Below are 11,680 nucleotides of genomic sequence, written 5' to 3'. Positions count from 1 at the left end.
ATGCCGGAACTCGGACACGTCGGAGCCAAGCAGATCGCGGCGCTCGCCGGCCTTGCCCCCTTCAACGTCGACAGCGGCGCCTTCCGTGGCAAACGCAAGATCGCCGGCGGTCGAAAGCGCGTTCGCGACGCTCTCTACATGGCTGCTCTCAACGCGGTTCGACGGGCCGATCCGTTCAAGGCCTTCTATGAAAGATTGCGACAGGTCGGCAAACCGGCCAAGCTCGCCCTCATTGCCGTTGCCAGGAAGCTGCTAACGGTCCTTAACGCTATGATGCGCGACAGGAAACCGTACCTGAAGGCCGGCCCCCAATAACAGTTGCCGGCTCTGCGTCGCGTCACTTCGTGCCGCGCCTTGTCCGGGACACGGGCTGGGCTGGCTTCGTATCCCGGCTCAGCAGAGCCTCCGGCATCGAAATGAGACGTCCGTTTCAGGATTTTCTTTTGTGCACTTGCGCAGGGCCGGCAAAGGCGACTATCTCCAAACGGATCGTTCCGATCGCCCCTGAAAGCGAAGCTGCCTTGGATTCCCCGCACGATTCTCCGCCGCAGGATTCTCAGCCCGGCCTGCCGGCCGCCCATGAGGAGGCTCCGCGCGAGCCGGTCCTGACGCTGCCTGCGGCGCTGACCGCCTATATCGTCCTGCTGGCGGTGATCCATCTGCGGGTGCTGCTGCCGCCGGAGCTCGAAAACTGGACCATCGATGTCTTCGGCTTCATCCCCAAGCGCTACGATTCCTCGCTGCTGAACTTGCAGATCCCCGGCGGCGCCGGCGCCAAGGTCTGGACCTTCGTCACCTATTCGCTGCTGCACGCCAACCTGACCCATCTCGGCTTCAACGTGCTCTGGCTCTTGCCGTTCGGCAGCGCGCTGGCGCGGCGGTTCGGCGCGGTCAGGTTCTTCCTGTTTCTGGCGGTGACGGCGGCGGCCGGCGCGCTCGCCCATCTCGTCACGCATGAGCACGCGGTGGCGCCGATGATCGGCGCCTCGGCTTCGGTGTCGGGCGCGATGGCAGCCGCAATCCGCTTCGCCTTCGTCCGCGGCAGCTTCCTGTCATTCAACCGGTCGGACGCCGATACCGCCGCAAGGGTTCCGGCGCTGCCATTGTCGCGCGCGCTGCGCGACGGGCGGGTGGTGGGCTTCCTCGCCGTGTGGTTCGGCGTCAACATCATCTTCGGCGTCGGTGCGATTGGCATCGATTCCGAAACCACGAGCGTGGCCTGGCAGGCGCATATCGGCGGCTTCTTCGCCGGCCTGCTGCTGTTCGCGCTGTTCGATCCCGTGCCGCGCGTGCGAAACGATGCTGCGGATGCGTCATCACAGGACGTTTCAGATCGTATTTGAAGCGGCGCTTGCGGCGCGGCCCGAATTCATCCATCATTTGCGGGAAGAATGTTCCGAGGCTGCAAGCCGCTAGCGGCGATGCTTCGCAAAGCGCCTGAGCCTGCAACCGGCGCTGAAACTGTTAGTTGAAGACTCGAGAACAAGTCCGGACCGCCACAAGGCGGGCGGCTCCGATTCAGGGAGGCTACAATGACGGTACGTTCTATTCTCAACACCAAGGGCCACCAGATCATGAGCGTCGAGCCCGATGCGAAGCTGGCTGCCGCGGTCAAACTGCTCGGTGAGAAGAAGATCGGCGCGGTGCTGGTGATGAACCAGAGCCGGCTCGAAGGCATCCTGTCCGAGCGCGACATCGTGCGCGTGATCGGCGAGCGCGGCGCCAGCGCGCTGGAGGAGCCGGTCACTCAGGTCATGACCCGCAAGGTCGTGACCTGCAAAGAGACCGACACGGTCGCCGAACTGATGGAGATGATGACATCAGGCAAGTTCCGCCATCTGCCCGTGATCGACAACGGCCAGGTGGTCGGCCTGATCTCGATCGGCGACATCGTCAAGCGCCGGGTGCAGGAATACGAGTCCGAGCAGGAAGCTCTGCGCGACTACATCAAGACGGCCTGACCGGCTTTACTCGCCGGCTTTGGGCGCGGCGCCCTCGGGCGGCGGCGCCAGCACGTGGATTGCCTCCTGGATGGACTCCAGCGCACGCTCGGCGGCGCGGGTGCCCAACGAGATCAGGTCCTCGGAGCGGTGGAAATCGAACCAGCCGAAGTGGCCGACCCGCGGTGTGATCAGCAGGTCGGGCGGATCGCCGGCGAGGCGGGCGCGGGTGATGCGGTCCTGCATGATGTTGAAGGCATCGACCATCACCGAGGAGATGCCCGGGCGCCCGGCGCTGCCGAAGAACTCGCGCTTCATGGTTTTCTCGGGTGAGAAGAAGCGCGGAAAGCGCCGCTTGGCGGTCGTCTCCTCCGGCCCGGCTGCGACCGGCGCGGGCATCGCGCCGTGCGAATAGATCGTCGTGGAATGGGTGAAGATGTCGCTGGAAAGGTTTGCGGCGATGACGATTTCGGCGCCGAGCGCGCGGGCGGCCGAGACCGGCACCGGGTTCACCAGCGCGCCGTCGACCAACCAGCGATCGCCGATCAGGACGGGAGAGAAGATGCCCGGCAGCGCGTAGGAGGCGCGCATCGCATCGACCACCCGGCCGCGTGTCAGCCAGATCTCGTGGCCGGTTCGGACTTCGGTCGCGACGCTCGCGAACTTGACCGGCAGGTCCTCGATCAGGGTCTGTCCGACCGCGTTCTCGAGGCGGGTCGCCAGCTTCTCGCCGCCGAGCAGGCCGGAGCCGTTGAGGCGGATGTCGAGATAGCCGAGGATGTTGCGCATCCCTTGCAGGCTGCGCCCCCACTCTTCGAACGTATCGAGCCGGCCGGCCGCATGGAGGCCGCCGACCACCGCGCCGATGGAAGTGCCGACCACGACGTCGGGAACGATGCCGTTGGCGATCAGGGTCCTCAGGATTCCGATATGGGCAAAACCGCGCGCCGCGCCGCCGCCGAGGGCGAGGCCGATGACCGGCCGGCGGGTGGGGCCAAGGCCAATCTTCTCACCGTTCGAGCCGTTCGCACCACGACCCTTCAAGATATCAAGCACCGAAACTCTCCTACCCGGGCCAGCCCCCGACACCAGAATAGGCACCGGACTTCCGCTGCACCAGAGCGAGGGCCAAGCATGGTTTATACCGTTCGGGAAGCAGGAGGCAGCAGTGTGGCGGGGGTCGGCTGCCTCTGGACTAATCACGCAGGCGTCAATCGGGTTCCACGGTATCGTCCTAAGACCGTATTTCCTGGGGTTTCAGAGGCTTGAATTTGCCGCGTTTTCGGTGAAAAGCAGGGGGCATGACACGCGGGGGTGACGGCATCATCGGATGGCGGCGCAGCGGCAGGCTGCTGCCGGCGCTGATCCTTGCCGTGTGCCTCGTTACCTCAGGCCAAAACGCTGCGCAGGCGCAGCTTTTCTCGGACCGTCCGCCGCCGGTCCCGCCGGCTTCGGTGCCCGACCTCGGCGGCGCCGTCAGCCTGGCGCCGCCCTCCGGGCCTGGCGCGGGACCCCCGAGCCTGCCGCCGACCCTGATGCAGCCGACGACCCCCAGCATGCCGCCGCCCGCGGTCACGACCGTGCCGCCGGCCGCCCCGCTCAATGCGGCCGTGCCCGGACAGGGCGTGCTGTCGCTGACCGCGAAATACGGCAAGGATTCTCCGGCGATCACCAGCGGCCTGGTCTGGCGCGTGTTTGCCGACCGTCCCGACGAGAACGGCACCTTCAAGCTGATCCGCGAGGACCGGAGCGCCACGCCCAACATCGTGCTGCCGCCCGGCAATTACGTCGTACACGTCGCCTTCGGCCTCGTCAGCGCGGTGCGCACCGTCAGCCTGAAGGCCGAGACCGACCGCGAGTCCTTCGTGCTGCCGGCCGGGGGCCTGCGGATCGAAGGCCGGGTCGGCACTAGCCGCATTCCGCAGAACCAGATCTCGTTCGCGATCTACAAGGGCAGCCAGTTCGAATCCGGCGAGCGCGCCTCCCTGGTGCCGAACGTCGCCGCCGGCGACGTCGTGCTGCTGCCCGAGGGCACCTACTACATCATCTCGAACTATGGCGACGCCAATTCGGTGGTGCGCTCCGACATCCGCGTTCAGGCTAGCAAGCTCACCGACGTCACCATCACCCACCGCGCAGCCGTGATCACGCTCAAGCTGGTCAGCGACAGGGGCGGCGAGGCGCTCGCCAACACCGCCTGGTCGGTGCTGACCCCGGGCGGCGACGTCATCAAGGAATCGATCGGCGCCTTCCCGCGCGTCGTGCTCTCCGAAGGCGAATACCGCGCCATCGCCAAGAACGAGGGCAAGGTCTACGAGCGCGGATTCAACGTCGTCAACGGCGTCGACGGCGAGGTCGAAGTCGTCGCGCGCTAAGGCCCTCGCGCGCTAAGGTCCTGGCGGCGGTGCCGCCTGCAACCTGACACCGACCTGACGTCCGGCACGGCAATTCTCATCGAGCGCACGAACGTGACATCTTCTATTACCGCCGCATCCGTCGTGGGGACTGGTAAGCAAATGCTCGTCCCCATCACTCCCTGTGTTCTGCTTTGAATACTGCAAGCGCCAGCTGATTGCTGGAGCCGAGGAAAACACCGCTGGCGAAAGCTTATTCCCGCACCTCGCGTCTTCATCACAACGGTGCAAGAGACGTATTTCCGATCATCAATTTTATTCTCTTTCCACTCCGCTAGGTTATATGTCGGGCATCCGTCTAATGGGGGAGGCCGGAGCAAGGGCTTGGATGCCTTTGCGAGACCGGCAAGGAGCAGGGGACCAAGCTCGTCGGCATGTTCGAAGTGATCCTCACCAGGCGCAAGCGGTTTGGCTGGCGATGGCAGGTGTGCGACCAGTCCGGCAAGATATTTGCCGACGGTTTCGAGCGCACCCGGCCGTCCGCCAAATATCATGGCGAGCGCGCGTTGTTCTTCCTGTTGTCGCAGGCCTACTTGCGCAACCGTTCGGCTGCGTCCAGCGAGGACTAGCGGCGCGCACAGCTCTATTCGGGCTACCGCTTTACCTCAGACATCAACGACCAGCTTGCCCTTGGCGGCGTGATCCCTGATCAGCGCATAGGCGTCGTCGACGTTCTCCAGCGTAAAACGCCTGGCGTCGAGCAGCGGCACGAGCTTGCCGGCCTCGGCGAGGCGCGTGGCTTGCGCCATGATCTCTCCATGATGCGCACGGCCTTCGCCCGACAGCAGCGGCAGCAACGTGAACACACCGGAATAGGTGGCCGCCCGGAATGACAGCGGCGCAAGCGCATGCGTGCCCCAGCCGAGCGCGCTCACCACATGGCCGAAGCGGCGCACCGCTTCGAAGGAAGCGTCGAGCACCTTGCCGCCTACGGTGTCGTAGACGATGTCGAAGCCGCGGCCGCCGGTATGCTGCGTCACGTAGGTTTCGACCGAGCTGCCGCGGTCGATGAATACGGCGCCGAAACCTTCGATGGTGGTGCGCTGCGACGGCGAGCCGGTTGCGAACACCTCCGCTCCGACGGCGCGCGCGATCTGGATCGCGACATGACCGACGCCGCCCGCACCGCCATGAATCAATACCTTCTGGCCCGCCTTCAACGCCGCCCGGTCGATCAGGCCTTCCCAGGCCGTGATGACGATCAGCGGCAGGGCGGCAGCTTCCCGCATGCTAAGATTGACAGGCTTCGGCGCGAGGAGATCGGCATCGACCGCGGCGAATTCGGCCAGCGATCCCTGTACGCCGCCGACACCACCGGTCATGCCGTAGACCTCGTCGCCCGGCTTGAACCGCGTCACCTCGCGCCCGGCCAGTTCGACCACGCCGGCGAGATCGATCCCTGGAATCGCCGGCAGCGGATGGCGCGCATGCGCCGCGGCCCCCGCCTGGATCTTGGTGTCGAGCGGATTGACCCCGCTCGCGCGCACCCGCACCAGCACGTCGTGCGGGCCGATCTCGGGCGTAGAGATGGTTGAGAGGCGCAAGGGAGCGTTGTGGGTCTCCAGGACGCCGGCGCGCATTGTCGATTGTCTCGTCATGATCGTCTTGCTCCGTGATCGGCTCAATATGCCCATGAAATTTTGCATGAGAAGGAACAAGGCTGTACGCTCGTCATACATTTTTGTATGGCGGGAATCCTGATGGACTGGAGCGATCTTCGCATCTTCCTGGCAATTGCGCGCGAAGGCACGCTCGGCGCTGCCGCACGAAAAATCGGCCAGACCCAGCCGACGATGGGCCGGCGGCTTCGCGCGCTCGAGACCTCGTTGGGTCAGACCCTGTTCCAGCGCACGGCGGATGGCTTGGTGCTGACCGACGAGGGCGCCGCCGTGCTCCGCCATGCCGAGCGGATCGAGGACGAGGCACTCGCACTGGAGCGCCACGTATCCGGCGCGGAGACGCAGCTCGACGGCCTGTTGCGCCTGTCGTCGTCGGACTGGTTCGGGACGGTGATGCTGTCGCCGGTGATCGCCGCGTTCGGCAAGCGTCACCCCAAGGTGACGGTGGAGCTCCTGACCGATGCGCGGCTCTACAGGCTGCCGCGGCGTGAAGCCGATCTCGTCTTCCGCATCAAGCCGTTCAGCGAGCCCGAGGTGATCTCCAGAAAGCTGCTGCACATTCCCTACGCGCTCTACGGCAAGAAAGGCAGCAAGCCGCCGCGCGCCGGCGACGGCGGCGCTGTCCGCGTCGTGACGATGAATGCCGAGTTCGCCGACATGCCGGACGCCGTCTGGCTGAAGCGCGCGCTGCCGAATGCAGCAATCGCCTCGCGCAGCAACAACAGGCAGGTGCAGGCCGAGCTTTGCGCCAGCGGTGACGGCTTTGCCGTGCTGCCGCGTCCGCTCGGCGACCGCGACCGCCGTCTGGTCGCGCTCGACGTCGGAACGGCGCCGCCCGGCCGCGACACCTATGTCGGTTATCACCGCGATCTCAGGCGCCTCGCCCGTCTGCGCGCGCTGCTCGATATCGTGATCGAACGGCTCGCTGGGTGAGGCTTCGTAGCCCGGATGGAGCGAGAGCGTAATCCGGGGCGCTCGTGCCTCGTAGCAGGACGCCCGGATTACGCTGCGCTCCAGCCGGGCTACAAGATGTCGCGTTGCCCGACGGGCAAAACACCCAAGTAATCGGTCAACGCGCGCCAGCGAAAATATTCAACTTTACCGAAATTCGGAAACGGCGTATGCATCCCCTCAACCCGGCCCAAGGAAGAGGGGCGTATCGCGATCGTCACGAACGCGGGCCGGGCGGCGGTGGACGCTGATGGCATCGGCGCGAAGGGCTTCGCAGGGCGGGCAACCGTGAGCGAGAGTGTCGCGCATACGACCGGTGTGATTGGCGTACGGCAAAATCGTGTGGTCCTGACGCCCGGGGTCTGTGCGTCAAGTCTTGCGGTGATGGATGTCGTCCAACCGGACGCATCCGTCAGCCATCCGCAAGGCGACGGGGGCAATAGTGCATCGCTCCCCGGGGAGAGCACGACATAAGCCGTAAAACCACTGCGCAGGGAAGGCCGGATGTCCTGGCTACACCTGTATGCCGCTGTGCAACTTCTTGTCACGCAGGTTTCGCACAGTGGACCGCGGGTGCCAGCCGGCACCCGGTCTTCCCTGCGCCCTCTTTCAATTGAGGGTGAGGCGATGAAGCAAAGCTCGGGCGAATGCGCTGCGAGGATGCGAAGCTGTGTCCATCTTGAACGAAGGTCTCATGCCCCGGACGCTGCGCAGCGCCTCTTCGGCGGTGCGCTGCAGAGCCGGGGCCCATGTATCAGCGAGTGCGCGGCTTCCTGGGTCCCGGCTCTGCGCAGCAGCGTAAGAACGCTGCAGCGCGTCCGGGACACGAGAGCTTCGTACGACCGTCATAGTCTCTAACGCCCACTAACCAACACCCGACTTAAAACTGTCATAATCGCCGAATGGAACCCGCGCCTGCGGCCTTTTTACATGTCGTTAAGCGCAGCTGCATTGGATGCGCCGGGAAAGTGCGTTGGGGACTGCCATGAATGCCGCGAAGAAAGTGTCGGGAAAACCGGCCGCCGAAATGTTCGACGACATCCCGGTGCTTCAGCGCAAATGGCGTGCCGCACTGAAGCCGGGCGATCGGCTGCCGCGCTATGAGGACGTGATGCTCGGCAGTCTCGGACGGCTCGCCGATCACATTGCGCTGCTGAGGAACGACGGCACACTCGAGCTGTCGCGCAGCGGACGCTACGTGCAGAAATGGCTCGGCGAGGAGCGCTGGGATATCCCCGTCGCCGAATTGTCGCCGGATTGCGCCACCGCGCTGTCGGAAGCGGCGACGAGCGCGCTTGCCAACGAACGACCGTATCACGCCAGCGCGCATTGCGTGCGCGACGGCATGGTGCGGACCTATGATGTGCTGGCGCTGCCGACGGCGTCGCGCTGGGGCGCCACGCTGGTCGGCGCTTACATCAATGAGCGCGGCACGCAGTACAATCTGCTGGACGCGATCTTCGCCTCGACCGACGACGCGGTGATCTCGCTGGCGACGCTCCGCGATGCCGGCGGCAAGCCGTCCGATCTCCAAATCGTGCACCACAACAACAGCGCAAGCGCGCTGCTGAATGTCGCGACCGGAAACCTGTTGTGGCGGCGGATCGGCGAGGGCAACACGCTGCTGGCCTCGCCCGAGATCATGGACTTTCTGCTCAAGGCCGTTGCGGGCGGCCGCGGCGAGCAGCTCGAGATCGAGAGCGAGGGCCGGCATCTGCGCCTCAGCGCCACGGCCTTCGCTGACGTGGTCTCGCTGACGATCTCCGATGTCACTGCGCTGAAGCGGCGCGACGCCTCGTTCCGCCTGCTGTTCGACAATAACCCGATGCCGATGTGGGTGTTCGACGCGCAGACCAAGGAGTTCCTTGGCGTCAACGACGCTGCGGTCCAGCATTACGGCTACAGCCGCGCCACCTTCCTGCGCATGAAGCTGCACGAGATCTGGCCGGCGGACGAGTGGGACAGCCACGCCGAGGCGCTGGAGCGCGTCGGCGAGGCCTACCACTCCTCGCGCAACTGGCGGCATTTGTGCGCCGACGGCAGCGAGATCGAGGTGCTCACCTTCGGCCGCCGTGTCGCCTTCGACGATCGCGACGGCTATCTGGTCGCGGTGGTCGACATCACCGAACGGCGCAAGGCCGAGGCGCGCATCGCACACATGGCCCACCATGACGGCCTCACCGACCTGCCGAACCGCGAATATTTCCAGGAGCGCCTGAAGCAGGCGCTCGAGCAGGCGGCGGGAAAACGGGTCGGCGTGCTCTACATCGATCTCGACCTGTTCAAGAACATCAACGATTCCTTCGGTCATCCCGTCGGCGACCGCCTGCTCAAGGAAGTCGCCGAACGCCTGACCCTTGCTGTCCGCGGCGGCAGTCTGGCGGCCCGGCTCGGCGGCGACGAATTCGCGGTGATCCTTGCCGCCGACGTCTCGCCGAACGAGGCCAGCGCCTGCGCTGGCTTGCTGATCGACATGCTGAAGGCGCCCTACGATCTCGACGGCCAGGAGATGGTGATCGGTGCCAGCATCGGCATCGCGCTGTCGCCGGGCGACGGCACGACGCCGGAAGAGCTGATGCGCAATGCCGACATGGCGCTGTACCGGGCGAAGTCCGACGGCGGCGGCGTGCACCATTTCTTCGAGCGCGAGATGGACCTGCAGGCGCAGAAGCGCCGCGACATGGAGCTCGATCTGCGCCGTGCGTTCGCCAATGGCGAGTTCGAGCTGCACTACCAGCCGCTGGTGTCGATCGCCTCCGACCGCATCTCCGGCTTCGAGTCGCTGCTGCGTTGGCGTCATCCGGACAAGGGCATGATCTCGCCGGCGGAGTTCATTCCTGTTGCCGAGGATATCGGCCTCATCACGCAGTTAGGGGAGTGGGTCTTGCGCGAAGCCTGCGCCGAGGCCGTCAAATGGCCTGCCGACGTCAAGGTCGCGGTCAATCTGTCGCCGGCGCAATTCCGCAGCCGCAACCTGGTTCAAATCGTGATCTCGGCGCTGGCGCAGTCAGGCCTGTCGCCGCGGCGGCTCGAGCTCGAAATCACGGAGTCGATCTTCCTGGCCGAGACCGATGCCAATCTCGCCATCCTGCACCAGCTCCGCGAGCTCGGCGTCAGTATCTCCATGGATGATTTCGGCACCGGCTATTCCAGCCTGAGCTATCTCAGGAGCTTTCCCTTCGACAAGATCAAGATCGATCGCTCCTTCGTCAAGGATCTGGCGCAGCGGCCCGATTGCAGCGCGATCGTGCGTGCGATCTCCGGGCTCGGCCGCAGCCTCAACATCACCACGACTGCGGAGGGCGTCGAGACCGAGGATCAGCTCGACTGGCTGCGCGCCGAGGGCTGCAACGAGGTGCAGGGCTTTCTGTTCAGCGCGGCACGGCCGGCGGCCGAGATCGCAAAGCTGCTCGCCGATTTCGGTCAGCGCGCCTCACGGGCGGCGTAGCCCCTCGGGGTAGCAGTCGTAGACCAGCGCCTTGAAGGCGGGCGTGATGCGGCTGCGCTCGTTCTGGGTCTGCTGCATCATGAGGTAGACCATGTCGAGCTTGGGATCGACGGCGAAATAGGTGCCGCTCCCTGAGTCCCATTTCAGCTCGCCGAGCGAGCCCGGCGGCGGCGGTTTGGCGTTGCCGGGATCGGTCCGCACCGCAAGGCCGTAGCCATAGCCAAAACCGTCGCCCGGGAAATAGAAATAATCGCGTCCGACGCCGGAGCCGGGTCCGATGTGATCGGTCGTCATGGCCTTGAACGCGGCAGGGCTCAGGTAACGCTTGCCCTCGAATTCGCCGCCGTTCAGCAGCATCTGCGAGAAGCGCTGATAGTCGGTGATGGTCGAGAGCAGGCCGCCGCCGCCGGACTGCCATTCGGGATGATCGAGGCGGTCACGCTCGGCGGCGAGCAGGATGAAATCGTTCGGCAACGGCCGCGCCATCCGCGCCAGCTCGTCCTCGGTCGCCAGCGTGAATTTGGTGCTGGTCATGCCGAGCGGATCGAAGATGCGCTGTTTCAGGAACTGATACAGCGTCTGGCCCGAGATGATCTCGATGACGCTGCCGAGCACGTCGGTGGAATGGCCGTAGCGCCACAGCGTTCCCGGCTGCCGCGCCAGCGGCAGCTTGGCGATGCGGTCGGCGAATTCGCGGTTGTTGAACTGGCCTTCGAAGATATTGGCGGCCTTGTAGGCCTGCTCGACCCATTTGCCGCCGATATAATCGTAGCTGATGCCCGAGGTGTGCCGCAGCAAATCCTCGATGTTGACGGGGCGGACCGGCGGCACGAGATCGAGCTCCAGCTTGCCGTCGGGCAGGGTGACCTCGAGGCCGACCTTGGTGTCGGCAAACAGGGGAACGTATTTCGACACGGGGTCGGTGAGGGCGAGCTTGCCCTCGTCGATCAGCATCATCGCGCCAAGGCAGGTGATCGGCTTGGTCATCGAGTGGATCGCGAAGATCGTGTCCGGCGTCATCGCAAGACTGGTCCTGACGTCGCGCACGCCAAACGTCTTCAGATAGACCGGCTTGCCGTGCTGCTGCACCAGGATCACCGCGCCCGGCAACCGGCCGCTTCCCACCTCGTTGTCGAAATACGCCGTGATGCGGTCGAGCCCCTCGGACGAGGGGGCGGGGAGGTCTGCGGCGCGGCTTCGTGCCATCGTGCCGGCGAGCAGCGCGGCCCCGACCAGAAAATCACGACGCTTCATACCGGCTTCCTCCCTGGGCGGGATCAAAGCCGCAAGACGCCAGAGGCGTCAACA

General features: G+C 65.3%; 10 protein-coding genes. 7 read left to right on the top strand and 3 right to left on the bottom strand.

The window, feature by feature from the left end:
• The 3 genes from GA0061098_RS16700 to GA0061098_RS16690 form a co-directional block, all read left to right on the top strand.
• The coding region (locus GA0061098_RS16700) for a transposase (RefSeq protein ID WP_129590873.1) at nt 1-315 on the top strand (315 nt) is incomplete at its 5' end.
• A 206-nt stretch (nt 316-521) separates the two neighbouring features.
• On the top strand, nt 522-1,343 hold the full coding sequence (locus tag GA0061098_RS16695; protein ID WP_091957763.1) for a rhomboid family intramembrane serine protease: 822 nt from the start codon (nt 522-524) through the stop codon (nt 1,341-1,343).
• A 189-nt stretch (nt 1,344-1,532) separates the two neighbouring features.
• The gene (locus GA0061098_RS16690; protein WP_091957758.1) at nt 1,533-1,961 is read left to right on the top strand and encodes a CBS domain-containing protein; all 429 of its coding nucleotides are present in this window, start codon (nt 1,533-1,535) and stop codon (nt 1,959-1,961) included.
• 6 nt (nt 1,962-1,967) lie between these two features.
• On the opposite strand, the gene GA0061098_RS16685 is transcribed toward GA0061098_RS16690, so the two are convergent.
• On the bottom strand, nt 1,968-2,996 hold the full coding sequence (locus GA0061098_RS16685; RefSeq protein WP_165637404.1) for a patatin-like phospholipase family protein: 1,029 nt from the start codon (nt 2,994-2,996) through the stop codon (nt 1,968-1,970).
• Between the two features lie 245 nt (nt 2,997-3,241).
• Here GA0061098_RS16685 and GA0061098_RS16680 point away from each other — a divergent pair, with 245 nt between their 5' ends.
• Nucleotides 3,242-4,315 carry a hypothetical protein gene (locus GA0061098_RS16680; RefSeq protein WP_091957749.1) on the top strand — a complete coding sequence of 358 codons (1,074 nt, stop codon included), beginning with the start codon at nt 3,242-3,244 and terminating at the stop codon, nt 4,313-4,315.
• 413 nt (nt 4,316-4,728) lie between these two features.
• The gene (locus tag GA0061098_RS45010; protein WP_018322145.1) at nt 4,729-4,923 is read left to right on the top strand and encodes a hypothetical protein; all 195 of its coding nucleotides are present in this window, start codon (nt 4,729-4,731) and stop codon (nt 4,921-4,923) included.
• Between the two features lie 36 nt (nt 4,924-4,959).
• Here the strand turns inward: GA0061098_RS45010 and GA0061098_RS16670 are convergent, their stop codons facing one another.
• Complete coding sequence (locus tag GA0061098_RS16670; RefSeq protein WP_208610654.1) at nt 4,960-5,952, bottom strand: zinc-dependent alcohol dehydrogenase family protein; 993 nt, start codon at nt 5,950-5,952, stop codon at nt 4,960-4,962.
• Nucleotides 5,953-6,054: 102 nt separating this feature from the next.
• Here GA0061098_RS16670 and GA0061098_RS16665 point away from each other — a divergent pair, with 102 nt between their 5' ends.
• On the top strand, nt 6,055-6,906 hold the full coding sequence (locus GA0061098_RS16665) for a LysR family transcriptional regulator (protein WP_091957852.1): 852 nt from the start codon (nt 6,055-6,057) through the stop codon (nt 6,904-6,906).
• A gap of 1,003 nt (nt 6,907-7,909) precedes the next feature.
• On the top strand, nt 7,910-10,372 hold the full coding sequence (locus GA0061098_RS16650; RefSeq protein WP_091957737.1) for a putative bifunctional diguanylate cyclase/phosphodiesterase: 2,463 nt from the start codon (nt 7,910-7,912) through the stop codon (nt 10,370-10,372).
• Here GA0061098_RS16650 and GA0061098_RS16645 read toward each other — a convergent pair.
• Nucleotides 10,358-11,626, bottom strand: a complete 1,269-nt coding sequence (locus tag GA0061098_RS16645) for a serine hydrolase domain-containing protein (RefSeq protein ID WP_091957733.1) — start codon at nt 11,624-11,626, stop codon at nt 10,358-10,360. The genes GA0061098_RS16650 and GA0061098_RS16645 overlap by 15 nt on opposite strands.
• Between the last annotated feature and the right edge of the window lie 54 nt (nt 11,627-11,680).

The sequence above is a fragment of the Bradyrhizobium shewense genome, assembly GCF_900094605.1.
Lineage (GTDB): Bacteria > Pseudomonadota > Alphaproteobacteria > Rhizobiales > Xanthobacteraceae > Bradyrhizobium > Bradyrhizobium shewense.
This window is presented reverse-complemented; position numbering and strand designations above follow the sequence as displayed.